The following is a 24483-nucleotide window of genomic DNA, read 5'->3' on the forward strand; positions in this document are numbered from 1 at the left end:
GAACACTGTGCAGACCTTGGAAAAATCAACGCTAACCTATGGGGATATCCATGTCCACTGGCCGTATGGCAAGATACGCCTGGATAAGCTGGAATTGATCCAGCAAGCAGGGGCACATGGTCGGTTATCCTTCAGTGGATGGGTAGATGAAGAATGGGAAGAAACCATTATCCAGAAAGCTGGGAGTCACGATCGAGTCGGATTCATCCGGATGGATGAATCCGGAAGGGAGTTACCCCTGTTCAAGGGACAACTCCATGAGATCAAAGTCGAAGCCACCAGAGGGATCGTATATGTGATGGCTGTAGTCATCTCACATACCTATGAACTGGATGCCTTACAGAGAACGAAATCCTATCAGAACGAGAATCTACGTTATTTGGACATTGTTAATCGTGTTATGAAGGGTTATCCTGAAGGAGACTTTATTGATTTTGCCTTTGATGAGACGAAGACGGGCGCTTTTATTATGCAGTATCAGGAGACCGACTGGAGCTTTCTGAAACGGCTCGCTTCTCATCTGGGAGCAGATCTGGTGCCGGATGTGACTGCACACAAGCCCAGGTTTTGGATTGGTTATCCCGAAGGCAGAGGGGCATTTGAGCTGAAAGCCATCCCTTTTGAGAAGAGTCGTAATATTGAGCGTTTTTTACATACCAAAGCCCAGGGAAAACATGCGGTAACCGAGGAGAAGTATACAACGTATACCTTCGATCTGGGGCAGGAGCTTCAATTGGGGGATGAAGTATCCTCTGATGGCCATATCTATAACATAACCTCTCGCCAGGCGATGCTGGAACGGAGCTTGCTACAGTGGAAATATACATGTGCATTGCCAGCATCGCATCCACTGCCCAGACAGCTTCAAACGATGATCACTGGTGCTGCTATCGAAGGGAAAATCATTGATGTGAAACGTAACCAGGTGAAGGTTCATCTGGATATGGATGAGGATCAGCAGGCCGGAGAGGCACGCTGGTTCCCGTATGCTGCGGAAGGCAGTCAAGTATGGTATATGATGCCCGAACCCGGCGGGAAGGTGAAACTGTATTTCCCAAGTGCAGAAGAAGATGAAGCCATGGTGATGCAGTCGGTTCGTCAGGAACCGACGGAAGCGGGACATGTGGAGAAGAGCGGCAAAGTGATGCAAGACCCGGGTGTAAAGTCTTTCGGTAACCCGCAAGGGAAATCGTTCACCCTTGGCGACAGCGAACTTGTCATGAACGCCCAAGAGGGCGCCTTGTATATCTCGATGGCTGCGGGTAACGGGGTTACCTTGAATAGCACAACCCACGTGCAGATCCAATGCATGGGTGACCTGAACATCAGCGGAGCCAGCATTAGTCTTGAGGGTACAGAAGGTCTGTATATTCAGACGATGACAGATCATGTGGAACTTGTGGAAGAGGTTAATGGAAAGAGTGAGAATGTAGTACTGGAAGCCGAGATCCATCGTTCCTTTGACATGATTCAGTCTGCATTCGATCAGAGTCTGGCCAGTATGGGAGAGAGCGCGCTGAAGGAAGCGCGGCTGAAACGAAACTGGGAAGCACGTGAAAAGGGCAAATTGGACGGTGTGATCGAAGAGGGCAAAAGCCTGCTCAGTATGGTCGGTGATGTGGCTGACCTTGCATTTACAGGGATCGTCGGGGGTGACAATGCCCAGGGATTATACAGCTGGGTAAAGGGAGAAGAAGTAGGGTCGTTAACGGAGCGGAATGCCACGGTACAAGGAACGATTACGGGCGTAAATAACGTTATCGATTATACGGGAGACCTGGTCACGGGTCAGAAATCAGGGAAAGAGATCTGGCAGGATGTATCCAGTGCGGGAGAAGCGTATGCCAAGCCGTTCATGGATCTGAAAGGCGAAGACAACCGCACCATGCTGACTATGACGGAACAGGAGAGCCACGACGCTGGGTTAAACGATGTTGGTGCTACGATGCGAGTCGTGGATACGGCGGGGGCCATATTTGGCGGGGCATCATTGGTCAAAAATGGAGTCAAGGTGCTCAAGGGTGGTGGTAAGAAGTCTGGCCATGGAGATGGAGCCAAGGGCGGCGTTCCGCATGGTCATGGAGATGGGCCAGATGGAACCTCAGGCGGTGCCCTGAAGGATGGCAAGCTTAAGACCAATGCAGCATTAATGCCTTCATCTCTTGCAGAGCTGGGAGAACGAATCAGCCAGGCCTTGGGCAACATGACCGCAGGCGCTGCAGCGAGCGTTCCATGGCGAGTTCAGCGCATGAGGCTGAGCAACGGCCAGACCGTGCCTGTGATTGTGAAGAATGACAGTCACATGTTCTCGGAACCAGGTGGAAATCGTGGGAAAGACAGTGGTCCTGGAAATTCGAAGGGATCACCGAACACTTCTCATGTGGATTCGAAAGAGAACATTATGTCGTCGAAAGGAACCGTTTCTAAAGAGTCGTCTACTTCTTCGAGCGTTACGTCAGCTAAGCCGAAGGATGCGTCTAAACCTAAAGAAGCTCCGTCATCGAAAGATGGAACTAAGGTTAGGGATGGGGATACTGAGGGGGCGGGAAAAGCTAGAACACCTAAACCAATAGACCCTCGTGGAGAACCTATTAAGTTTGTTCCTAATTTTAAACAGGAAGAGATAGCTTTGCAGACGTATGAAAAGTTAAGATCCACTGGTTTAGATGCTGGAGAGTTAGAGACCTTTTCACGGAATACAGGACTTAGTTTTGAAGAGGCAAGTCAGTTGAAAACACATGTAATACTGACTGAACACATGAACTTAGTTGATACTGTTAACGGCAAGTACTATTATAAAGGTTATTTTGATCCCGATATTGATATGGCCTATGGATGGGAAAAAGCACTAAAAGGTGAATTATCAGCAGAGGAAAAAGCATGGTTTAGACAATTAGCCGACCATGAATTGGCAGAAAGTAAAATGATGCAAGAAGGGTTGCCGTATCGTGATATAAACTATTTCAAAGATGGTACAATGAACGAAAGTACAAAAGGTGCTCATGAGTTAGCACCACCACAACCCGGCGGATTTCCAGGATTTAAACCAAAATTTTGAGGTGAGAAAATTGAATTCTAACTTTGAACAAGCCAGTGAAAGAATAAATAACATTAACTGGGAAAATAATGGAATGGATAAACCTTCATATGCGATCCTAGTTACAGAGTTTATTAGAAGAGGGAATATTTTTTTAGATTTTAACTCCATGGATGATAATAGACGTGCTGTATTTAATGCAGCAGAAATAATTAATTTTGATACACCTGCTCATATAAAGGAAGAATGTAATGGATTAGTAAACGCTAACGTTGATTGGGTTACAGAGTATCTTTGCACTTTTTATCTTGAATGGGCATACGTGGTAGACAAACAAATGCCTATCGCTCTGAAGTTTCACGATCTATATGACCCTATTATTAAGTTGTTTGAGAGAGGTGGAAGAATCAGTTATCACCATAATGAGTTAGTAAGTGGCAAGCATGGATGGCCGCGTAATTCTGGGGCAATAACTAGGGAACTTCCCCCACAAGACATTAGGGATGAAGTTCTGGATGCACTCGATGATGAAAATATTGAGTGATAGAGTGAATATTTTTTATAAGCTTCTTTACAATCCCAACAACAAGACCGTAAAATACAACCGACAAACCAAACACTAAATAATTCAAACACTTGATAAACTTTCAAAAGCTCTTTCCCACTTGAACTATGAGTAGGAATGAGTTTTTTTTGCATGCCCAAAATCAAAGGAGGATGAAACGAATGGCAAAACGTGAACAGGTAGGGGCAGAAGAGTTAAAGAAGTAGCAACTAGCACAGGGAGCAGAAAAAGAAGTGAGGTATATTGCCCAAGCTCGCACAGCATACGAACAGCTTATGGATGAAATTCGTGGGTACTGAGGAGTTTAGAAAACGGATTTCTGCCGTTCCAACTCAGGGAATTCTTCGTATTCAGCGGATACAGGAAATGAATGATACTCAAAACCGTAGCTACCATCCTCCAATGAAGAATCGCATTGAATTGATTCGTGAGCACTGGGCGATGATTCCTGCGTATCGGCCGGATGCTGCTAAAGAACGAAGAATCAATGAGGAGTTTCGACAGCTGGAACAGCGTTCCCAGAAAATTCTTCTTAACGATCTAAGGGATGCAAGCTAACCCTCTGTATTCTCAATTGCATTTAGTATAGAAAACAGGGCAGCACCAACCAATGATTGGTATGATGCTCCCTAGTTTTAAAGTGATTTATTGCGTTTAGAACTTAACGGTCACCCCGCTGAAAATGTCTGCGTGGATGTGTGGTCTTGCCAATCTTATCGGTGTCATTCTCTTTGGGAACCAAACGCTCGTCGGTACGACCTTCGTGATGGTTGTCAAAAGCGAATTCCGTCAGTTCCCATTCCGTCTTGCCGAGAACGGGATCGGCCGGGAATTGTTGTCCGCGATGCAGATGTTCTTCTTGTCCGGCTTCGTTGGTATATATTCCGTCCACTTCCACCTTTTCATGCGAAAGGGGCAGCATTTCTTTATCTTTCTGATCCATAAAACAACGCCTCCTTAGATCCCAGTATTTTAACTGTATGGGTTGTCCGTGATAATATCCCCCGAATAGTTCAGTGTTATGCTGGATATATTAATTCCGTATAGAAGTATCGTATTTGTAACATATGATTCGGAATTAAACTTTTTGGGCATATAAACCGTTATAAATATTAGGTAAATTCGTCAAGTCGTCAGATACTTCCGAATATGCTACAATAAGATTATGATTCACACCGAATCATATCGGGTATTTATAGTGTCAGGTACTTGCTTAAGCAAGGGTTCCCGACCTAAAAGCTTGCTTTGAGCCGCGCACACAACTTCATGGATGGCATTTAAGACTTATTCGGCATTCTCTAAACGGAGCATTCACTTTCAACGTTTTGGGAGGGAATTACAATGGCAACGAAAGGTCACAATGAGGTCAAAGAAAGTTTGAGGGAAATGACTCGGATTTTCCGTCCTAAAGATCCAAAAAAATTCGTGAAGGAGTACGTGAGGAAATACCGGATTACGGGTGGATACGAGGAAGAATTGACTTCTGTGGTTGAGCATGAGCTTGTCAAGATGGATTCTTCCGTGTCCTGAAACACACACAACTCTGATTATACTGTTCCGATATGAATAGAACCGTCTCCCGGGCGTTAAGCTCCGGCAGACGGTTTTTTTTGATTGGAAAACGATATGTATATATTTCCAATGTGTAAACCGTTCACCTAAAGTAAACACAATAAGCCGGCAAGCTATCCCTCTACTTTTGGGGGCTTTGTTTCGTTCCTACTGCATATACATGGAAGTACAGATATGGCAGGAAGGATGAATGCAAGTGGACCCTATTTTAAAAACAAAAGAAGAGATTGGCTACATGCGGGAAGCGGGGCGAATCCTGCGAAGCTGTCACGAGTATATTGAAAAGTGGCTGGCCCCCGGTGTAACGACAGGAGATATTGACGAACGGGTGGAGGCTTTTCTAGCTGAAAGAGGAGCTACACCGGAGCAAAAAGGGTACAAAGGTTATCCTTACGCTACATGCGCTTCAGTTAATGAGGTGGTTTGCCACGGCTTCCCTAATGACCGGAAACTGGCCGAAGGGGATGTGGTGACTATTGATATGGTGGTGAACAAAGACGGCTGGCTTGCCGATTCTGCATGGACGTATGGGATCGGTGAACAACGCAGGTCCATACGCAAACTAATGAATCGAACGGAAAGGGCGCTTCATAAGGCGATAGCACAGGCAGTGCCAGGAAATACGCTGGGGGATATCGGTAACGCGATTGAACGGACAGCAAGGCTGTATCGTTACGGGATTGTGAAACCTCTTATTGGTCATGGGATTGGTCAATACATCCATGAACCCCCGAACGTCCTCCCTTACGGGAAACGCAGGACGGGCATGATGCTGACAGAGGGCATGGTCATTACGATTGAGCCCATATTTACAAAAGGCAGCTCTGGAGCGGTTGTATGGGATGAGGATGGCTGGACGGTGAGAACAGTGGATGGAAGCTGGGGCGTTCAGTATGAGCATACGGTAGCCATAACAAGTGATGGTCCTCTTATACTAACTGACGGGACTTAGACGCTGTATCTATGGAAAGCTGGTAAGAGAGTGCGTAATGGCTTCCGGGATGTTCAATAGGTTCAGGCTCCATGCCGTTTGGTTCTAAAAGGGAGCGGTATGGGGCTTTACTGCGGCTTCCAGTAGTTGTAAGAGAGACAATCTGATGCTTGCTTTTCTTTTTTGCATAATACTGCATGTTTTCAATGTGAGAAAAATCGCCAAAAAATCTTGTTTTATCACCGAAATTTGGCAAAAATTTTCAAATGTAGAGACTAATATCTTTAACTGAAATCGTTTGCAAATCAAGTTGTGGTGCGGTTTTTTACATAAAGTGAACAATTTGTGAACATGTGTCCAAAGATTGACAAAATCATACCCTCAACTTATATTTAATAAGTGATTGAACCATATAGAATGAATTGGAAGAATGCGCAGACATGCCCTTAGCAGGAAATGACGGGAGTGGTGGAAGCGTTATTTTTGTAAGCATTCTGTATGTCGGACAGGATTACGTGTATCGTCCTGAAATGGACTGAATGAGTTTATTTCGGGCGACAACGGCAATCTACGAAAATGTTAAAAAAGTGGGGTAGATCAATGATGAAACAGTGGCAGGTTGCAAAGCGAATTCTCCCCTTGCTGGCGGTGTTCTCTTTGCTGCTATCCGCATGCGGGCGGGAAGACTTGTCGGTAATGAAACCTCAGGGTCCTGTGGCGCAAGGCCAATATGATCTGATGAAGCTGTCCATTACGATTATGATCGTGGTGCTCATCATTGTATTTGCTATTGCTGCGTATGTGTTGATCCGGTTTCGCAGACGAGCCGGGCAGAATGAGATGCCCGAACAGGTTGAAGGCAATTTCAAGCTGGAAGTAATATGGACAGCCATTCCGTTGTTGCTTGTTATCGTTCTGGCAGTACCGACGGTAAAAACGATTTTTGCCCAAGGCGAAGATCTGTCCAACGACAAAAATGCAATTCAGGTCAAAGTCACCTCGCATCAGTACTGGTGGGAATTCACTTATCCTCAATATGACGTAACCACCGCTCAAGACCTCATCATCCCGACCGGAAAGAAAATCGCATTCGAATTGAAAACCGCTGACGTGCTTCACTCCTTCTGGGTGCCGTCACTTGCGGGTAAAATGGACACAAACCCGGATGGAACGCTTAACAAGTTCAGCTTCTCGGCGCCAAATGAAGGCGTTTACCGAGGTAAATGTGCTGAATTATGCGGCAGATCACATGCCTTCATGGAATTCAAGGTAAAAGCGGTCAGCCAGGAATCCTTTGACAAATGGGTCAATGAAATGAAAGCTCCGGCGGTACTTCCGGAAGATACCCAATTGGCTGAGAAGTTCAAAACGAACTGCCTTTCTTGCCATGCAGTTGGGGATCAGGGCGGGCCAGTTGCGCCTAACCTTACAGGTATCGGTGGCAAGCAATCCGTGGCAGGTATTCTGCTGAACCAGGGCGAAGGCCAGGAAGACGGTAATCCGGTGCTGGATAACATGAAAGAATGGCTCCATGATCCACAATCCGTGAAGCCGGGCAATACGATGCCTAATCCGAAAGACCTTGGACTCACAGATGAAGAAATCGACGGAATTGCCGAATATTTGGCCAACTACAAATTGGACTATGAATAGAACAGCAAGGACGAAGAAGGGGGTACACAACCTTGGCTCATGCTCATAGCGTCAAGCGGTATAGGGGCTTGATGGATTGGATTACCACCGTCGATCACAAAAAAATCGCCGTGCTCTACTTAATTGCGGGTGGGTTTTTCTTTGGAATCGGCGGCATTGAAGCCATTTTGATTCGGATTCAGCTCATGAAACCGATGAATGATTTTGTGTCGGCGCAGGTCTTCAACGAATTGATTACGATGCATGGAACAACAATGATATTCCTTGGTGTCATGCCTATTATTTTTGCCGTTATGAATGCCGTTGTGCCTTTGCAGATTGGGGCACGGGACGTTGCTTTCCCTTTTGTTAATGCGCTGGGTTTCTGGACGTTCCTGTTTGGCGGACTGCTCTTGAACCTGAGTTGGTTGATGGGAGGGGCACCGGATGCCGGCTGGACTTCGTATACGCCACTCTCTGGCAGCGAGTACAGTGGGACGCACGGTGTGGATTTCTACACGATAGGTCTCCAGATCGCCGGTCTAGGGACACTCATCGGGGGTATTAACTTTCTCGCGACCATCATTACGATGCGTGCGCCGGGAATGTCCTATATGCGGATGCCGATGTTTACCTGGACCACATTTATTACATCAGCCATTATCCTTTTTGCATTCCCTGCCATTACGGTAGGACTTGTACTTTTAACGTTTGACCGTATACTAGGAGCCAATTTCTTTGATGTAGCAGGTGGCGGTAACCCGGTACTCTGGCAGCATATCTTCTGGATCTTCGGGCACCCGGAAGTATATATTCTCATTTTGCCTGCATTTGGTATTATCTCTGAGGTTATTCCAACCTTTGCACGTAAAAGATTGTTCGGTTACAGCTCCATGGTGTTTGCAACCATCCTGATTGCCTTTCTGGGATTCATGGTATGGGCGCATCACATGTTTACGACAGGTCTGGGAACAGTCGCCAATGCATTGTTCTCAATCTCAACCATGCTGATTGCTGTACCAACAGGGATCAAAATATTTAACTGGCTCTTTACGATGTGGGGCGGACAGATCCGTTTTACGGCAGCAAACCTGTTTGCTGTTGGATTCGTTCCAACCTTCGTTATGGGCGGGGTAACTGGTGTCATGCTGGCCTCTGCGCCTGCGGATTTCCAGTTCCATGATACGTACTTTGTTGTGGCTCACTTCCATTACGTTATCGTTGGTGGATTGGTGCTAGGTTTGTTCTCGGGACTACATTACTGGTGGCCGAAGATGTTTGGTCGCGTCCTGAGCGAAACGCTCGGAAAATGGACGTTCTGGACGTTCATGATCGGTTTCCAACTAACGTTCTTTGTACAGCATTTCCTTGGTTTGATGGGGATGCAGCGCCGGATCGTTACATATTTGCCGAATCAGGATTTCGACTTGCTTAACCTGGTCAGCTCCGTTGGTGCATTCCTGATGGGTGTTGGGGTTATCATGTTCCTCGTGAACATCGTGATCACAATGAGAAAACCAGCAGACGCACCGAATGATCCGTGGGAAGATGGCCGTACGTTGGAATGGTCGATTCCATCTCCACCGCCGGAATACAACTTTAAGCAGACGCCTCTGGTACGTGGAATTGATGCGTATTGGAAAGAAAAGATGGCAGGACATACGGAGATGACACCGGCCGAACCTGTAGGTTCGATCCATATGCCGTCAGCGACTCCACTGCCGTTTGTTATGTCCGTCGGTATATTCATTGCCGGACTTGGTCTCATGTTCAGCAAAGATGATTTTGGGAATGCGTTTATGAACGGATTGTTTAACAATTATATTGTAGTCATTATTGGCCTTCTGATTACATTTGGTGCAATGGCACTGCGGTCACTCTACGATGATCATGGCTGGCATATTGAACCGGAGGATCAGGATGAGAAGGGGGTTAGAACATGACAACTTCACATGCTGAACCGGTAAACGGCAAATTGCCGCATGAGCCGGAGAAAGCAACGCTGGAAGGACGCAACAAGCTTGTCGGCTTCTGGTTGTTCCTTGGCGGCGAGACCGTATTGTTCGGAACCCTCTTCGCAACCTTTTTGGCTCTCCGTGGCCAAACGAATGACGGGCCGACGGCGAATGAATTGTTTCATCTGCCACTCGTGGCTGCCGCAACCTTTATTCTCCTGGTCAGCAGTTTGACAAGTGTATTTGCCATCCAAGCTATGCATAAGGGAAAGCGCAATGCTCTTGCTCTCTGGCTTGGCATTACCGTAGTACTGGGTCTCGGATTCCTCGGTCTGGAAATTTACGAGTTCTATGAATATGTGAAACATAAAGAGTTCGGCATGACCACAAGTGCATTCAGTTCAGCATTCTATACGCTGGTTGGGTTCCACGGAGCTCACGTTGCATTCGGTATTATGTGGATCGGGCTCATTATCGGGCAACTGTTCAGAAAAGGATTAACGGTCGTAACTGCACCTAAAGTATACGTCTCCGCGATGTACTGGCACTTTATTGACGTGGTCTGGGTGTTTATCTTTACGGTCGTGTACCTGCTCGGAAAGGTGGGGTAACACATGTCGGTACAGGATAAGAGTGATCAGCAGCCTGTGAAGCATCGTCACCGGGCGGAAGGGCCACAGAAACACGTCGTTGTTTTTATCTTCTCGATCGTCCTGACGCTAATTGCGTTCGCGGCTGCTGCCGCGGGAGGAGTTAATACGACCTTTACCATTATTATATTGGTGGTTATGGCGATCCTTCAGGTGTTTGTACAGCTCGGTTACTGGATGCACTTGAAGGATAAAGGGCATTTGATGCCTATCCTGTTCATGTGCTTCGGATTTTTCGTAGCTTTTACGTGCATCATTATGGCACTCTATTGGGTTTGGTGGTAAAAGAGATGGCGGCGGCGCAGTGTCGCCGTCTTTTCCCCTTTTAGGCGAATCAATCAGTCAATGGATTCAGGCAACAACCAAATCAGGTCACGGGGAGGTTTCCCGTATGCTCGGGTTGCAATATTTTAGTTTCAATGATTTATGGAGTCCACTTATTATGGCATTGTTTTTGCTCATTGCTGCAGCTTATCTAGTGCTCGTTGGTCCATTCAGTGAGCGGATCAAGGGGGCAGATCAGGCCACGGTCGCACAGAAAATGATGTTTATTACTGGGCTTACCGTGTTGTATCTTGCACAAGCGGGGCCATTCAATCTGCTGGGTCATGTGATGTTCAGCTTCCATATGGTGAGTATGGCTCTGTCCTATCTGGTAGCGCCACCGCTATTGATGAAGGGATTACCCCTCTGGGTATGGCGCGGAATCATCCGGTGGCTGCCGACACGGCAGTTATCTTTTTTGGCTCATCCGATCGTGGCGGCTGTGCTGTTTAACGGGTTGTTCTCGTTATATCATCTACCCGTGGTACATGATTACGTGATGTTAAATTTTACGGTTCACCGTTTGTATTACATTGTACTTTTCATTACTTCCATGCTGATGTGGTGGACGCTGCTCAATCCGTTGCCGGAAGGGAGACAAGCGTCGGGGCTGTCTAAGATTGGTTTTATTTTTCTGAACATGGTGCTTCTGACACCAGCTTGTGGACTAATTATTTTTGCCTCCGAACCCTTGTATGCGACCTACAGCAATCCTGCCGTATGGGCTGAGGCGATGCGGTATTGTGTATCCGGGGATTCCACAGCATTGCTGCGATCGTTCGGTGGACCGGCGTTCTTCAACTTTCTGTCCTCTGCCAAGGAGGATCAGCAGGTGGGCGGTATTTTGATGAAATTCATACAGGAAGGCATCTTCGTCTCCATGCTGGCGTATGTCTTTTTCCAATGGTACCGCAAGGAAAAACGGGAAGATGATGATGATCCCTACCCTGTAGAGAATACGGGAGGACCGCTTAATCCTGCAGCGAAATAACACAAGTTTTGTTTGGACAAGAGGGGGAAACACACGATGGATATGTATTTTCTGCTACCCACGATCAGTACTTCTTTCATTGTGATTAGCGCGGTGCTGGTTGGAATTGGCTGGGTGCTAATTATCCGTGGCAAACGGGAGGCGCACCAAACCGCGATGATTGCAGGGGCCATTGCTGCGCTGCTGTTCTTTGTCATATATACGTCTCGTACCATCTTTGTCGGGAATACAGCTTGGGGCGGGGACCCGGAGATGGAGATCTTCTATCGAATATTTCTGATCTTTCATATTATCCTCGCCACGGTGGCAGCGGTCTTCGGGATTTCCACTTTGGTGCTTGGGTTCAAAAAGAAATTCAAGACACATCGCCGCTGGGGGCGATTCACATCCATGATCTGGTTTAGCAGTGCCATCACAGGCGTTATTGTATACGTTCTGTTGTACCTGCTGTATCCTGGTGGACACACTCGTCCGGTATGGGAAGTCATCCTGGGTGTTTAATGCGATGAATTAAATTCTTTGAAAATATGAAAATGGATGAATCGATCCGTTGATTGGTCCAAGCTTCCTCTCGCATTCATTCATAGAATGAGATCGAGAGGGGGAAAACAAATGAAAAAAACAGTCCATGTAAGTCAAACGTATCCACGACTCACGGTGTATTCAGAAGAGGATTATCGTGGAAGAAGCAGGGTATACCGTGGTAACACGGGTCTCCGTAATCTGGATAACATTCTGGGTGGGGTAGAGAGCCTGCGTTTCTTCTCGACAAGTTCAAATGCAACATTAGTTGTGTTTACGAGACCTAACTTTCAAGGCGGATTCCGCGTCTTTCGTGGGAACACCAATTTGAGAGATTTGGATGATCTGATCCGTGGCAATGATGTGGAATCCCTGATCTCCACCAATCAGCGATTGACGCTGGCTGAGATTCGTGAGATCCGTAGTAATCGGACTCTGCCGAGTGGCTACGATCTCGTTTAAGGATTAGACCTCTTCTGTATTCAGGTGCCGGGAAACAGGAAAGAGCTGTTCCGAATTGTGTTCGCACAATATCGGATACAGCTCTTTTTTTGGTTTGAGGAGATTTTAATCTCCACCACCCCCGCCACTATCTCCACCACTGTCGTTGCTGGTTCCGCTATCGCTGCTGTGATGGTGATTAGATCCCGAAAAAGAATCACCGTCATGATGCTTGTGATCGTGAGTGTGTTTGGAATGATGAGTGTAGGAGTCATCATTGGTGGTAATGACCGGGTATGCCGGAGATGAGTCGGTGTAGCCGTTGTTACGACGCACTCGATGTCTGCCTTTTTTGGCAGAATGCCGTTTGGGTTCGTCGCGAACAATGAGCCAGATGACCACGATAAGGAAAAGGAGCACAAACCCGATCTCAACCAGCCAATCCATAGGTGAATCAATCCTTTCTATGTATCTCTATAGTATCTCTATAAGTTGAATGAATGAAATTACAATGAATCATTGTACATTCAGAATCAAGTTTTATTTTATCGTAACTCTGACATGAATCCCATCCTTTCTTCCTGATTCAGGAAAATAAGGAGTTGACGGGAATAGGGAGTGGTCTGTATACTGTGTATATTGATATATACAGTGAGCACAGTCGAGATGGAAAGGCAGGCAATGATATGAACGAATGGAAGCAGGCTTGGTGGCTGACCCGCAGCGAGATGAACAAGGATAAGCTCCAATGGCTGTGGACCGCAATTTTTATGATATACACGGGTGGCATGAGTGGTGTGATGTTATTAGGACAACAGAAGACAGATTTCATTAATCCTGTTGTAGATACTTTCTTTTTGATCATGGTGCCATTTCAGGGATTCGTGTTCAGCAGACGATCTTTCCGTTACATACAGGAGGATTCCTATACACAGATGCTGGCCTACTATCGCAGACTTCCCATTCCAAACGAGACAGTGATGTGGTCGAGACTTCAGCAGTCTCTGATGGCGTTTACGTATAATGGTATCTTTTTCTATGGATCACTGTATGTGGTCGGGTTGCACGAGGAAGGGTTCCGGTGGGATCAGTACCTGGCCTTTGGCATAACTTGTACAGGTTACGGACTTCTCATGACAGGCTTATATATTTACGGAGAGTTTCTGTACAGTGGTAAAAAATATTTGCTTCTCAGTTCGTTGTTCTTGCCACTTACGATCATCATATCCTTGCTGATCCGAACGTCGGGCAGTTACGGATTTTCGATTGTAATGGATGTGAGTAAATCATGGGGGCTGCTTTCCCCGATTATGTGGGTTGCTTTGGTGGCTGGCATAGCGGGATTATGGCTTTTCAGTCGATTGACGCTGAAGAAACTTTCCATTCGGGATTTGAGTTAACGGTATGAGGGATGAACGCAAGAATGAATACAGGATGAAACCGGCACGGACAGGTAACAGACTGGAGTGTACCGGAGGGCGAGGTGCAAGATGTGAAAATACCCATTCAAATTAATGAAAATAGCGCTGAACCTTTATATCACCAAATTGAAAATCAGTTAAGATCGTTAATTGTTACGGGTCAGTTGGGGGAGGGAACACATTTGCCGTCCATTCGCGAATTCGCCGGATCACTGAATTGCAGTGTTATAACGGTTAGACGGGTCTATCAGGATCTGGAGAATGAAGGGCTGCTTCGTACGAGGCAGGGGACGGGTACATTTGTGGCCCAGGTAGAAGCCGGCGACAGAGAAAATTATAGATTGAAGGCCGCGCATGAAGCGATGCAGGCAGCGGTGCAGTCCGGAAAATCGGTGGGATGTACGGAAGAAGAACTGGAGAGTCTGTTCCGGGAAGTCCTCAAGGCAGTTTACTCGAAGTGAGGGAGTGATTCATACATGGAGCCCATAGCAGTTCAGTTGAACGGCGTATCCAAAATGCGAAAACGCAGAGTTATTGGCCCAATCGATCTGACCATCCCGGAAGGGTATGTAGTTGCTATTCTCGGTCATAACGGTTCAGGTAAAAGCACACTTCTTAACATGCTACAACAAGTGGTACTGCCAGATGCCGGGCAGATTATATGGTTTGGGAAGGAACATGAGGGGCCTCTTCCCATTGAACTGAGACAACAGATCGGTTTTGTGGCTGACAACGCTGGGCTCGAAGAGAACCGGATTACTGCACAGGAAGCAGCTGATTTTCGGGCCTACTGGTACCCGCGTTGGGATATGAAGTTGTTCGACCAACTGATTCACGATATGGAAGTACCTGTTGATGTGAAGCTGAACAAGATGTCCAAGGGTGAACGGAGGAAATTCGAGATCGCAGCTGCAATCGCAGCTCGCCCAAGACTATTGCTTTTGGATGAGCCTTCATCAGGATTGGACCCCTTTGCCTGGAAAGTGATGATCGAGCAGTTCCGTACCTTCATGGCTGAGGGAGACACCACGATTCTGATTGCCACACATATTGCGGACGAAGTCAAAAGGCTTGCCGATTACATCGTATTGATGCACCGTGGTCAGTCGCTGGGGATGGCCGAGAAAGATATGGTGCTCGATCAGTGGAAAGAAGTCTGGTATGAAGGAGATTTACGACCAGAGAGTATCCCTGGGGTTGTGGAATCTTCTTCTGAAGAGAGAGGACTGGTTCGCGTCATTACAACCCGGGTCAGCGAAGCGCAGGAAAGGCTGGAGCTGGCAAATAACCGGGTATTGAAAATCCGTAACTTGGAATTGGATGAAGTCTTGGCATTCTGGATTGCCGGGTATGCACCCGTACAGTGGAAATAACCGAAGGGAGACGATAGATGATGAACCGATTGGAATTGAAGCAGGTAGTCAAGCAATACGCAGACAAAACGGCAGTTAATGGTGTGACGCTTAATGTAAAAGAAGGGGAGATTTACGGTCTGCTCGGAGCCAACGGCGCTGGTAAAACTACAACGATGCGTATGGTACTTGGGCTGATCCACCCGGACGGTGGAAATATCCAGTACAACGGCAAACCCTATAGCACAGAATTGCAGCAGATTATGGGATATCTTCCGGAAGAGCGCGGTTTGTACCCAAAGGTAAAGGTCAGTGAACAGATCAACTATCTGGCCCGTCTGCGCGGCATGAATGGAAAGGATGCGGATCAGAGCCTGAAGTATTGGTTGGACCGATTCGAAGTGCCGGAGTATTACGACAAAAAGATTGAGGAACTATCCAAAGGGAATCAGCAAAAGATGGGCTTTATTGCTGCAGTGGTCCACAGACCACAAATTCTCATTCTGGATGAAGCCTTTAGCGGACTTGATCCGGTAAACGTGGAATTGCTGAAATCCACGGTGAAGGAGTTGCGTGACGAAGGAACAGCCATTCTGTTCTCGACACACCGCATGGAGCACGTTGAAGAATTATGTCGTCAGATAACAATTCTGCATCGCTCCAACACTGTTGTGCAGGGAGAGATTAAGGAGATCAAGAGCCGTTATCCACGTGAGCATGTATTCCTGAGCACAACGGGTAATGTGGGCGGTCTGGAACAGTTGCCGGGTGTGAAAAAGGTAGAGCAAAATGAGCGTGGATACCTAATCCATATTGGTCAGATGGAAGCAGCTCAGGAAATTCTGAGAGCAGCCATGGCTCAGACGACCGTTGAACATTTTGAAATTAAGGAACCAACGCTTAACCAAATCTTTATTCGTGAGGTAGGTGAGTCGAATGAATAAAATGGGGACGATTATCGGATTTACGTTCAAAAACAAAGTGAAAACGAAGTCTTTCATGGTCACGACCATTGTACTTGCAGTTTTAATTACGATTGGACTCAATATTCCATATTTCATTACTTTATTTAATGGTGGTCCCATCGGTGGAGGCTCGAGCACGAATCCGGTAAATATCGGTCTGCTGAGCACCGGACAAACGGAGGTAGCCGAGAAGCTGGAGACATACTCCTCCGCACAAGGCAACCAGACGTATCGTTTTGTTAACGACGCGAGTAAAGATGAAGCGGCACTCAAAGCCGATGTGGAGTCGGAGCTTTTGGATGGGTACCTGAAGTTCGAACCTGTTGCGGGGCAAGATTTCCCACAGCCGGTCTTGTACTCAAGCGAAGATATTTCCCCGCAGGTTATAGCACCTATTGAAGCTGCGCTGCAAATTGTGAAGCTGGATGTGGTGGTGAAGGATACACTCACGGCGGAACAAAAACAGCTCATCAGTACGCCGGTAAAACTGACAGAGCAAAGCCTTGATTCTGACCAAAGCGGAGCTGCTGCGGGGTCGGAAGGTACCATGAGTGGCATCAACTACATTGTGGTATATCTGCTGATTATCCTGTTGTTCACATCAACGATGATGACAGGTAATATGATTGCTTCCGAGATTACGGCCGAGAAGAGCTCGCGTATTATGGAAATTTTGATTACAAGTGTATCTCCGCTCAGTCAGATGTTTGGTAAAATTATCGGTATTTTCATGGTAGGTCTGTTGCAAATCGGTATCTTCGGTGCAGTAGTTGCTGGTAATATGCTGTTACCGCATAACCGCGATGTATTGAGTGATTTCAACATGAACCTGGGTGATGTGAACGTCGCAGTCATTGTATATGGACTCATCTTCTACATTCTGGGTTACTTCCTGTATGCGGTGATGTTCGCGGCCATTGGTTCTATGGTGAGTCGGACAGAAGAACTGGGTCAGGCCGTATTGCCGATTACGATGTTGTCCCTGGTTTCCTTCTATATCGCGATCTTCAGTATTGCTACACCGAACATCCTGTTGTTGAAAGTAGCAAGCTTCATTCCGTTCACATCGCCAACGGCAATTCTGGTACGGATTGGGGCAGGCGTTGCACCAACCTGGCAGATCTGGACGTCCCTGGCCATTCTCGTGGTATCGATTATGATCTTCGGCTGGCTGGCAGCGAAAATCTATCGTACAGGTGTGCTGATGTATGGTAAACGCCCAACGTTCAAGGAATTGTTCAAAGCGATGAAGGCATATAAAATCTGATCCAAGTTTACGAACGAGTAAAGTATTAAATTTTAAATTAGTGGTGTGGTTCAATAGAACCTTCATGATCCAGAACGAAATTGGCTTGAGTAATTAAAGCAGAGAAGGTGCTATGCAATAGAGAGGAGCATCTTCTCTGCTTAATTCGTAATAATCCAAATATCCTTATTCAAACTACTATATTGCTTAAAGGAGAATACATAATATGAAAAACTGGAAACGCATGCTCTTGTCTCTAACTATTTCGGTTGGTTTGCTCGCATCCGCAGTACCGGCTATGGCCTCTCCCCAAGAGACATCGGTAAAGGTGAATGACGAAACGGTTGAATACACGGCGGGTGCACCGATTAACGATAAAGGAACAACACTTGTGCCGCTTCGCTCCACGCTGGACGCAATGGACGTAAAGCTGACGACAGCTACAGATGATACGATTACAGGCGTAGTTAACGGCAAGACGATTACTTTGAAGAGCAGGCTTACACGTATTAATGGCGTAACATACGCTCCTATCCGTATTGTAGGGGATGCAACTGGTTATGAGGTCCGTTGGGATACTGCTACACGCACAGTGCTGTTGGTTTCCAAAGGTGGCGAAACAGAAACTGTTCAAACCGGCGGACGTGGCTTCATGTGGGAAGTCGAAAGCAACGGCAACACCGTGTACCTGGTAGGTTCTATGCATATTGCGGATGAAAGCTTTTATCCATTGCGTAAGGAGTTTGAAGAAGCCTTTGCCGAGGCGGATTACCTAGGCGTAGAGATCGATATCAGCAAAGCGGCTGAAGAAGCGCAGCAAAAGCTGGTTCTGAGTCTGGGTTCGTATCAGGATGGCACAACACTGAAAGATCACATCTCCAGCGAGACGTATACTCAACTGGGCGATATTTTGAAGCAAAGTGGATTGGAGCCGAATGCACTGGATACCTTTAAGCCTTGGGTAGTAGAGAGCACGTTAGCCAGTCTGAAGTCTATGAAAGCGGGCTATGAAGCTTCTGCGGGGGTTGATCTGTACTTCATCCAGAAGGCAATCGAGCGCAAACTTCCGGTGATCGAGTTGGAATCCTATGAATCTCAATTGGGAATGTTCAATGACTTCTCTAAGGAGCTGCAAGAGAAAACATTGAAAGCGACTTTGGACAATTTCGATGTGTTGGATGACAGCGTGAATCAAATGGCCGAAATGTGGAAAACAGGAAATGACGAGCAACTGCTGGAGCTGACGAACAGCATCTCTGATGACGAAGAATACAACAAAGCAATGCTGATCGACCGTAATGTTGGAATGGCTGATAAGATCGATGGTTACCTGAGAAACGGCAAGGGTGAAGAGTACTTCATCGTGGTAGGTGCAGCGCACTACTTGGGCGATCATGGGATCGTGAAGTTGCTGAAAGATAAAGGATATACAGTGGTACGAAAATAAAAGAATCAAAGCTCCTTTTATGGGAGCTTGGTATTCTCCCCTCAGGGTAGACAATAGTGAAAAAAGAGATCGTTAAAATCCCCTCAAGCACTGGAAGCTTGAGGGGATTTTTGTATGCCTGTGAAGAAGGGAGTAGTCATCCATACGTGAGTGAATGAAGGCTTGATATTAATTAGGGAAAGAACACGGTGATCTTTGCTAAAATGTCGAATCAGGGCTTTAGATTCAATCTCAGAAATATATATTTACAAATATTTGAAGAACAATTAAAATGAATGTAAGCGTTTAAAAGTTAAAGCGCTTTAACTTTAAGGAGGGGGTGATTTTGTCTCGCGAGTATCGAATCATTGTTTCTCCATCAAGATGCTGTATTGAATTTTAGGCTTAAAGGTTATGTCATGGATCAAAACCCATTTGGACCTAAAAGGAGCGTAAATTTATGAGAAAAAATAGGGGATTTTCGTTTAGCAGCAAGGCTGTTATGATGTGTTGTCTCGCTTTTCTTCTGATTCCGGCGAGCTTTGCTTTCGCCGCTCCAAACAAGCCGTTCCCGCAGCACACGACATATACCAGCGGCTCGATCAAGCCTAACCATGTTACTCAAAGTGCGATGGACAGCTCTGTGAAAGCGAAATGGGACAGCTGGAAATCGGCTTATCTGAAAACGGCGGGCACAGGCAAGTATTATGTAAAGTATCAGTCCAACGGGGATACCGTATCTGAGGCACACGGGTACGGAATGCTGGCAACGGTTATAATGGCCGGTTATGACGGCAATGCGCAGACCTATTTCGACGGACTTTATCAATATTATAAAGCGCATCCGAGCGCCAACAATTCGAAATTGATGGCATGGAAACAAAACAGCAGCTTCCAGAACATTGAAGGCGCCGACTCGGCCACGGATGGAGACATGGACATTGCTTATTCGCTCCTGCTTGCGGACAAGCAGTGGGGTAGCAGCGGCAGTATCAACTACCTTCAGGCCGGCAAGGACATCATCAATGCCATCATGCAAAGTGACGTGAATCAGTCCCAATGGACGCTGCGTCTTGGCGACTGGGCAACAGACAACACCTTCAAAAATGCTACCCGTCCATCGGACTTTATGCTGAATCACTTGAAGGCGTTTCAGGCGGCAACTGGTGATGCCAGATGGGCAAACGTGATCGACAAAACCTATACCATTGTCAACTCCTTATACAACGGGTACAGCTCATCAACCGGATTGCTTCCAGACTTCGTCGTTCTGTCGGGCTCGACGTACAAGCCAGCTTCAGCCGATTTTCTGGAAGGGGCAAACGACGGCAGCTACGATTACAACTCGTGTCGTACGCCTTGGCGGATCGCAACGGATTACTTGATGACCCGTGACAGCCGGGCACTCAATCAGCTCAATCAAATGAATAGCTGGATCTCAACCAAAGTAAGCGGTAACCCTAGCAACGTAAAGGATGGTTATAAACTCAACGGCACGGTTACAGGTTCCGGCGGCAGCGGCGCGTTCTATGCACCGTTTGGTGTCAGCGCTATGACCTCGTCCGTGAACCAAAACTGGCTGAATTCCGTCTGGACCAAAACGGCCGGCAGCTCCAATGAAGGCTACTATGAAGACAGCATCAAGCTGTTCTCCATGATCGTGATGTCCGGTAACTGGTGGACATACTAAGCAACTTATAATCCGTTGATTGCTCATATGCAAGCAGGCAGGCAGGGAGATTAGCTCCCTGCCTGCTTTTTTATGGAAGGAGCTAGCTAGGAGAATGATTTAATAATCGATTTGAGCAAGCGTTATAGATGGGCAAATGCCTAGAAACGACAAACCGCCATATCTCAAGAAATCCTGGGATATGGCGGTTTCGTTTAATGTGAAAGTAAGTCGATAGACGTTTTACTTACTTAAAGTATCAGGACGAATGGATGATAGCCGAATTATGCATTAGCTGCAGATTCAGTAAAGAACTGCGGCAAATATTCCTTGTTGGCTTCGAGCATTTCATCCAGCATCTGAATCGCCACTTCGACCGAAGGGACCAGAGGATGATGAGCCAATGCTTGTATGGCCAATCCACGATCACCGGTCACGGCAGCATCGATGGCGAGGCGCTCATAGGTTTTTACCGCATGGATCAGTCCAACTGCCATTGGAGGAACCTTGGTCAACGGTAGGGGCAGTGGACCGGTTTTGGTGACCACGCAGTTGACTTCAATGCTGGCATCGTCTGGCAGGAAATCAATGATACCTTGATTGGCTACGTTCAACGTCTGAATGTCATTCGTTCCGTTGTAGAGTGAGCGCATCAGGTTCACGGCTGCTTCGGAATAGAAGGCGCCCCCCCGCTGTTCCAGCTGTTTCGGTTTATCTTTCAGGTCCGGGTCATTGTAAAGTTCGAAAAGTTCTTCTTCGACGCGTTTAACCACTTCCGCACGGTTGCCGCCTTTTTGTAAGGATTCAAGCTGCTCTTCGAGCATGGCATCGGTCATATAAAAGTATTTCAGATAGTAAGAAGGCAGGGCATGCAGGGATTGCAGGAATTCTGGATTCCACTCCCGTGCAGGCACGTTCTTCGCGCTGTAACCGGCCGTATCGGCCAACATGTCATCCAGTTTGTCTTCTCCGTTCACATCAATACGCGTAATCCAGTGGAGATGGTTCAGGCCAACAAACTCGGCATAGATGCGGTCCGCTTCTACGCCGTATTTGGCCGAGGTTTGCTTGATTAGGCCGATCGGTGCATTACAGAGACCAATGCTTTTAACGTTGGAATACTTCAGAATGGCTTCTGTGACCATACCCGCCGGATTCGTAAAGTTCAGCAGCCAGGCATTAGGAGCGAGTTCTTCAATATCACGGCAGATATCAAGCAGGACCGGAATCGTCCGCAGCGCCTTCATCATGCCTCCGGGACCAGTGGTTTCCTGACCGATCACGCCGTATTTCAGGGGAATGGATTCATCGCGGCCACGGGCGTCAAGCATACCGACACGCATTTGAGTGCTGACGAAGTCCGCACCCTTGATGGCTTCGCGGCGGTCGAACGTCAAATGAACTTCAATCGGCAGACCCGATTTCTCCACCATGCGTTTGGCCAAGTTGCCGACAATATTCAGTTTGCGCTCTCCCGGCTCAATATCTACCAACCACAGCTCTCGTACAGGAAGCTCGGCATGATGGAGGATGAACCCCTCAACGAGCTCCGGAGTATAGGAAGATCCACCGCCGATTACCGCTATTTTTAGCCCTTGTTCATATGCCATTTTGCACACTCCAGTCTTTTAAGAATTTTTTATGATGACAGTGTTTATAGACGTTTATCTTGTTGTTTGTTTAATATGTTCGAAGTCGCGGAAGACCCGCATTTTGTTATATACATCCTGGCTTACCGCATGTCCGCTCGCATCCATAGCAGACCATAAGGCACCGACAACAGGCTCGGTTGCCAACGTTACGATGGTCGCATTCGGAGCGAGGGTTGCAACAGTCTGTTCAACTTGGCTGCGAATCCATCCACGATCTCCCCTTGTTAGCAGACTTCCTGCAAGTATTACGTCAAAAGTGTCCTTTTCCATTCCAAGTTTGTGGATCACCGCAGCGGCTGATTTGCCAATCTCGACGCCCTGGCGGTTCAGAATTTCCAGAGCTACAGCATCGTCCTCTGCAGCCGCTTCAAATAGCAGCTTCGCTGCATGGACAGGCACATGCTTGCCGTGATCCTGAAAGTCATCGAACATGTCGCTGACACTGTCATATCCAAGGAAGTTCAGCAGCAGGGGAGTTAGGAGCGTTGGCTGCTCACGACCGTCCCAAGAACGGATGACAGAGCGGAACACCTCAATATTGAGGGAACCACCACCGCCGAAATCACCGTACATATAATCAAAACCGCCGACCTGCACATGTTCTCCTGCCGGATTACGGCCTGCAGAGTTGGTGCCTGTGCCGCAGATCAGTGCGACCCCGTAAGGTCGGTTCGTGCCTGCGCGCAGACCGATCATTGTATCACAGTTAATCGAGTAATTCTGGGTGAATCCGATTCCTTGAACCAGAGGGTGCAGGATTCGGTAATCTACCTCCCGATCTGCGCCTGCAAGTCCGAAATAGGTGTGCGAGATTTCGTGAATCCGCAGTCCTGCTTCGTTTAGAGCTCCTTCTGCAGCTTCCCGTATGCTTTGTGCGGCCAAGGCGCGGTCAATCTGGTGATTACCGTTGCCGCCCACGCCTTTGCCAAGCACATTGCCGAAGTCATCGGTCAGCAGGGCGTATGTTTTTGTTCCTCCCCCATCGATTCCCAAGTAGTAAGCCAATGGTCGTCACTCCTATATATAAGGTTATATTTTTTTATCCGGTCGTACCTTTTGTTGGTGATCCAGTAGATTCTCTCACGATGAGTTCAGGATCGATCCTTACATTAGCCCCGCGTTTCATCGTACCGTCCATGCGTTTCAACAGCATATCGGCAGCGGCGACCCCAATGCGGTCGGCAGGCTGCCGGACCGTTGTCAGATGGGGGTGCAGCTTGGATGAAATATATTGATCGTCATAGCCGACGATAGCTACTTGTTCAGGCACCTTGATGCCTTCTTCCATGAGGGCGTTCACGACCCCAAGCGCGATATGGTCATCGCCCGCGAACACCGCGGAAGGCAGGCGTCCCTCACGCAGCCATTTGCGGCAGATGTCATAACCAAAATCGATTTCGAAATCGCCCGTGATCATTTCAAATGGAGCCAGATCTTTTTCCTTAAGTGCCTGCAGGAAACCGCTGCGACGCTCCCTCGTACTGCGGAACATGTTTTGTCCGCTTAAGTGCGCGATGGAGGTATGGCCGAGATCAAGCAGATGCTTCGTAGCGGCATAGCCACCTTTGTAGTTATCGATCGTTACCGAAAAAGTATCATTCTCCGGCTTCTGATTGTCGATTAGGACATAAGGAATATTGCGCCGCTTCAGTTCTACAATGTAGTTATCCTCTTCCATCGGCGAGAGCAGAATAAGTCCGTCTACCCGGTCCTCCTGGATCAGGTAATGGGTTTCATCGGAGCCAATGCCGGTAGAGACCGAAACGGCAAGAAAATAGCCGTGAAGTGCAAGCACTTCGTTCAGCTCTTTAACGACGGTATCAAAGAAGGAATCCTGAAGAGTGGTCATGATCAAACCGACGATTCCTGTTTTACCGCGAGCTAAACTCCGCGCAGCAGCGTTGGGATGGTAATCGAGCTCCTTGATGGCTTCCAGAACCTTTTGCCTATTTTTCTCTCGCACGGATTCGGCACCGTTTAAGACGCGTGAGACCGTTACGACGGACAGCCCTGATTTCTTTGCAACATCAAATATACTAACCTTCATTGTTTATTCTCCTTGCGGCAGATTTTCCGTACTTTATATTGACTTAACATTAGTATACATGTACGGAGGCTTAGCCGCGAAGCTA

General features: G+C 47.3%; 24 protein-coding genes. 19 read left to right on the forward strand and 5 right to left on the reverse strand.

Annotated features, from left to right (window positions below; all coding sequences use genetic code 11):
* Positions 1-7 precede the first annotated feature (7 nt).
* From ACDJ58_RS01665 to ACDJ58_RS01675, 3 genes are all read left to right on the forward strand, one after another.
* Positions 8-3058, forward strand: coding sequence for a late control protein (locus ACDJ58_RS01665; protein WP_413374970.1), 3051 nt, complete (start codon positions 8-10; stop codon positions 3056-3058).
* 10 nt (positions 3059-3068) lie between these two features.
* A complete protein-coding gene (locus tag ACDJ58_RS01670; RefSeq protein ID WP_413374972.1) occupies positions 3069-3581 on the forward strand; it encodes a hypothetical protein in 513 nt (170 codons plus the stop codon).
* Between the two features lie 264 nt (positions 3582-3845).
* Positions 3846-4160: a hypothetical protein gene (locus ACDJ58_RS01675; RefSeq protein WP_413374973.1), complete on the forward strand. Its 315-nt coding sequence runs from the start codon at positions 3846-3848 to the stop codon at positions 4158-4160.
* 103 nt (positions 4161-4263) lie between these two features.
* Here ACDJ58_RS01675 and ACDJ58_RS01680 read toward each other — a convergent pair whose 3' ends face one another.
* Positions 4264-4545, reverse strand: coding sequence for a hypothetical protein (locus ACDJ58_RS01680; protein WP_053779714.1), 282 nt, complete (start codon positions 4543-4545; stop codon positions 4264-4266).
* A 398-nt stretch (positions 4546-4943) separates the two neighbouring features.
* On the opposite strand from ACDJ58_RS01680, the gene ACDJ58_RS01685 reads away from it, so the two are divergent.
* From ACDJ58_RS01685 to ACDJ58_RS01725, 9 genes are all read left to right on the forward strand, one after another.
* Positions 4944-5132 (forward strand): hypothetical protein, encoded by a 189-nt coding sequence (locus ACDJ58_RS01685; RefSeq protein ID WP_017690840.1) that lies wholly within the window; start codon positions 4944-4946, stop codon positions 5130-5132.
* A 232-nt stretch (positions 5133-5364) separates the two neighbouring features.
* Positions 5365-6126 carry a type I methionyl aminopeptidase gene (gene map / locus ACDJ58_RS01690; RefSeq protein WP_413374976.1) on the forward strand — a complete coding sequence of 254 codons (762 nt, stop codon included), beginning with the start codon at positions 5365-5367 and terminating at the stop codon, positions 6124-6126.
* Between the two features lie 579 nt (positions 6127-6705).
* Positions 6706-7758: a cytochrome c oxidase subunit II gene (coxB, locus tag ACDJ58_RS01695; protein ID WP_079348831.1), complete on the forward strand. Its 1053-nt coding sequence runs from the start codon at positions 6706-6708 to the stop codon at positions 7756-7758.
* Between the two features lie 71 nt (positions 7759-7829).
* Positions 7830-9680 (forward strand): cytochrome c oxidase subunit I, encoded by a 1851-nt coding sequence (gene ctaD / locus ACDJ58_RS01700; RefSeq protein WP_413379421.1) that lies wholly within the window; start codon positions 7830-7832, stop codon positions 9678-9680.
* On the forward strand, positions 9677-10303 hold the full coding sequence (locus ACDJ58_RS01705) for a cytochrome (ubi)quinol oxidase subunit III (RefSeq protein ID WP_053779710.1): 627 nt from the start codon (positions 9677-9679) through the stop codon (positions 10301-10303). The genes ctaD and ACDJ58_RS01705 overlap by 4 nt, the downstream gene beginning before the upstream one ends.
* A 3-nt stretch (positions 10304-10306) precedes the next feature.
* Positions 10307-10627, forward strand: a complete 321-nt coding sequence (locus ACDJ58_RS01710) for a cytochrome C oxidase subunit IV family protein (protein ID WP_076290536.1) — start codon at positions 10307-10309, stop codon at positions 10625-10627.
* A gap of 106 nt (positions 10628-10733) precedes the next feature.
* Positions 10734-11657, forward strand: a complete 924-nt coding sequence (ctaG, locus tag ACDJ58_RS01715) for a cytochrome c oxidase assembly factor CtaG (RefSeq protein WP_063567900.1) — start codon at positions 10734-10736, stop codon at positions 11655-11657.
* Between the two features lie 36 nt (positions 11658-11693).
* On the forward strand, positions 11694-12158 hold the full coding sequence (locus ACDJ58_RS01720) for a DUF420 domain-containing protein (RefSeq protein WP_413374979.1): 465 nt from the start codon (positions 11694-11696) through the stop codon (positions 12156-12158).
* Between the two features lie 111 nt (positions 12159-12269).
* On the forward strand, positions 12270-12641 hold the full coding sequence (locus tag ACDJ58_RS01725; RefSeq protein ID WP_413374981.1) for a hypothetical protein: 372 nt from the start codon (positions 12270-12272) through the stop codon (positions 12639-12641).
* Between the two features lie 105 nt (positions 12642-12746).
* Here ACDJ58_RS01725 and ACDJ58_RS01730 read toward each other — a convergent pair whose 3' ends face one another.
* A complete protein-coding gene (locus ACDJ58_RS01730; RefSeq protein ID WP_413374983.1) occupies positions 12747-13067 on the reverse strand; it encodes a hypothetical protein in 321 nt (106 codons plus the stop codon).
* Between the two features lie 155 nt (positions 13068-13222).
* Between ACDJ58_RS01730 and ACDJ58_RS01735 the strand changes: the two genes are divergently transcribed.
* The 7 genes from ACDJ58_RS01735 to ACDJ58_RS01765 all read left to right on the forward strand — a co-directional run bounded on the left by ACDJ58_RS01735 (position 13223) and on the right by ACDJ58_RS01765 (position 20720).
* Positions 13223-14020 carry a hypothetical protein gene (locus ACDJ58_RS01735; protein ID WP_413374985.1) on the forward strand — a complete coding sequence of 266 codons (798 nt, stop codon included), beginning with the start codon at positions 13223-13225 and terminating at the stop codon, positions 14018-14020.
* Between the two features lie 92 nt (positions 14021-14112).
* On the forward strand, positions 14113-14502 hold the full coding sequence (locus ACDJ58_RS01740; RefSeq protein ID WP_413374987.1) for a GntR family transcriptional regulator: 390 nt from the start codon (positions 14113-14115) through the stop codon (positions 14500-14502).
* A gap of 15 nt (positions 14503-14517) precedes the next feature.
* Positions 14518-15414, forward strand: coding sequence for an ABC transporter ATP-binding protein (locus ACDJ58_RS01745; protein WP_090810288.1), 897 nt, complete (start codon positions 14518-14520; stop codon positions 15412-15414).
* Between the two features lie 20 nt (positions 15415-15434).
* Entirely contained in the window at positions 15435-16337 is a 903-nt protein-coding gene (locus ACDJ58_RS01750; protein ID WP_024632126.1) for an ABC transporter ATP-binding protein, read from the forward strand.
* The gene (locus ACDJ58_RS01755) at positions 16330-17625 is read left to right on the forward strand and encodes an ABC transporter permease (protein WP_413374989.1); all 1296 of its coding nucleotides are present in this window, start codon (positions 16330-16332) and stop codon (positions 17623-17625) included. Before ACDJ58_RS01750 ends, ACDJ58_RS01755 begins: the two co-directional genes overlap by 8 nt.
* Positions 17626-17830: 205 nt before the next feature.
* Positions 17831-19051 (forward strand): TraB/GumN family protein, encoded by a 1221-nt coding sequence (locus tag ACDJ58_RS01760; RefSeq protein ID WP_413374991.1) that lies wholly within the window; start codon positions 17831-17833, stop codon positions 19049-19051.
* A gap of 439 nt (positions 19052-19490) precedes the next feature.
* On the forward strand, positions 19491-20720 hold the full coding sequence (locus ACDJ58_RS01765) for a glycosyl hydrolase family 8 (protein ID WP_413374993.1): 1230 nt from the start codon (positions 19491-19493) through the stop codon (positions 20718-20720).
* Positions 20721-20983: 263 nt separating this feature from the next.
* Here the strand turns inward: ACDJ58_RS01765 and ACDJ58_RS01770 are convergent, their stop codons facing one another.
* The 3 genes from ACDJ58_RS01770 to ACDJ58_RS01780 are packed head-to-tail and all read right to left on the reverse strand — an operon-like array spanning position 20984 to position 24398.
* A complete protein-coding gene (locus tag ACDJ58_RS01770; RefSeq protein WP_413374995.1) occupies positions 20984-22309 on the reverse strand; it encodes a 6-phospho-beta-glucosidase in 1326 nt (441 codons plus the stop codon).
* 54 nt (positions 22310-22363) lie between these two features.
* Positions 22364-23356 carry an N-acetylglucosamine kinase gene (locus tag ACDJ58_RS01775; RefSeq protein ID WP_413374997.1) on the reverse strand — a complete coding sequence of 331 codons (993 nt, stop codon included), beginning with the start codon at positions 23354-23356 and terminating at the stop codon, positions 22364-22366.
* A gap of 34 nt (positions 23357-23390) precedes the next feature.
* A complete protein-coding gene (locus tag ACDJ58_RS01780; RefSeq protein WP_063567785.1) occupies positions 23391-24398 on the reverse strand; it encodes a LacI family DNA-binding transcriptional regulator in 1008 nt (335 codons plus the stop codon).
* Positions 24399-24483 lie beyond the last annotated feature (85 nt).

Source organism: Paenibacillus taichungensis, from assembly GCF_047302525.1.
Lineage (GTDB): Bacteria > Bacillota > Bacilli > Paenibacillales > Paenibacillaceae > Paenibacillus > Paenibacillus taichungensis_B.

Coding starts and splice junctions, on each gene's coding strand:
- map (WP_413374976.1), top strand. CDS start 5,365: ATGCAAGTGGACCCTATTTTAAAAACAAAAGAAGAGATTGGCTACATG.
- ACDJ58_RS01685 (WP_017690840.1), top strand. CDS start 4,944: ATGGCAACGAAAGGTCACAATGAGGTCAAAGAAAGTTTGAGGGAAATG.
- ACDJ58_RS01680 (WP_053779714.1), bottom strand. CDS start 4,545: ATGGATCAGAAAGATAAAGAAATGCTGCCCCTTTCGCATGAAAAGGTG.
- ACDJ58_RS01770 (WP_413374995.1), bottom strand. CDS start 22,309: ATGGCATATGAACAAGGGCTAAAAATAGCGGTAATCGGCGGTGGATCT.
- ACDJ58_RS01780 (WP_063567785.1), bottom strand. CDS start 24,398: ATGAAGGTTAGTATATTTGATGTTGCAAAGAAATCAGGGCTGTCCGTC.
- ACDJ58_RS01725 (WP_413374981.1), top strand. CDS start 12,270: ATGAAAAAAACAGTCCATGTAAGTCAAACGTATCCACGACTCACGGTG.
- ACDJ58_RS01750 (WP_024632126.1), top strand. CDS start 15,435: ATGAACCGATTGGAATTGAAGCAGGTAGTCAAGCAATACGCAGACAAA.
- ACDJ58_RS01755 (WP_413374989.1), top strand. CDS start 16,330: ATGAATAAAATGGGGACGATTATCGGATTTACGTTCAAAAACAAAGTG.
- ctaG (WP_063567900.1), top strand. CDS start 10,734: ATGCTCGGGTTGCAATATTTTAGTTTCAATGATTTATGGAGTCCACTT.
- ACDJ58_RS01730 (WP_413374983.1), bottom strand. CDS start 13,067: ATGGATTGGCTGGTTGAGATCGGGTTTGTGCTCCTTTTCCTTATCGTG.
- ACDJ58_RS01720 (WP_413374979.1), top strand. CDS start 11,694: ATGGATATGTATTTTCTGCTACCCACGATCAGTACTTCTTTCATTGTG.
- ACDJ58_RS01765 (WP_413374993.1), top strand. CDS start 19,491: ATGAGAAAAAATAGGGGATTTTCGTTTAGCAGCAAGGCTGTTATGATG.
- ACDJ58_RS01710 (WP_076290536.1), top strand. CDS start 10,307: ATGTCGGTACAGGATAAGAGTGATCAGCAGCCTGTGAAGCATCGTCAC.
- ACDJ58_RS01760 (WP_413374991.1), top strand. CDS start 17,831: ATGAAAAACTGGAAACGCATGCTCTTGTCTCTAACTATTTCGGTTGGT.
- ACDJ58_RS01745 (WP_090810288.1), top strand. CDS start 14,518: ATGGAGCCCATAGCAGTTCAGTTGAACGGCGTATCCAAAATGCGAAAA.
- ACDJ58_RS01705 (WP_053779710.1), top strand. CDS start 9,677: ATGACAACTTCACATGCTGAACCGGTAAACGGCAAATTGCCGCATGAG.
- ctaD (WP_413379421.1), top strand. CDS start 7,830: ATGGATTGGATTACCACCGTCGATCACAAAAAAATCGCCGTGCTCTAC.
- coxB (WP_079348831.1), top strand. CDS start 6,706: ATGATGAAACAGTGGCAGGTTGCAAAGCGAATTCTCCCCTTGCTGGCG.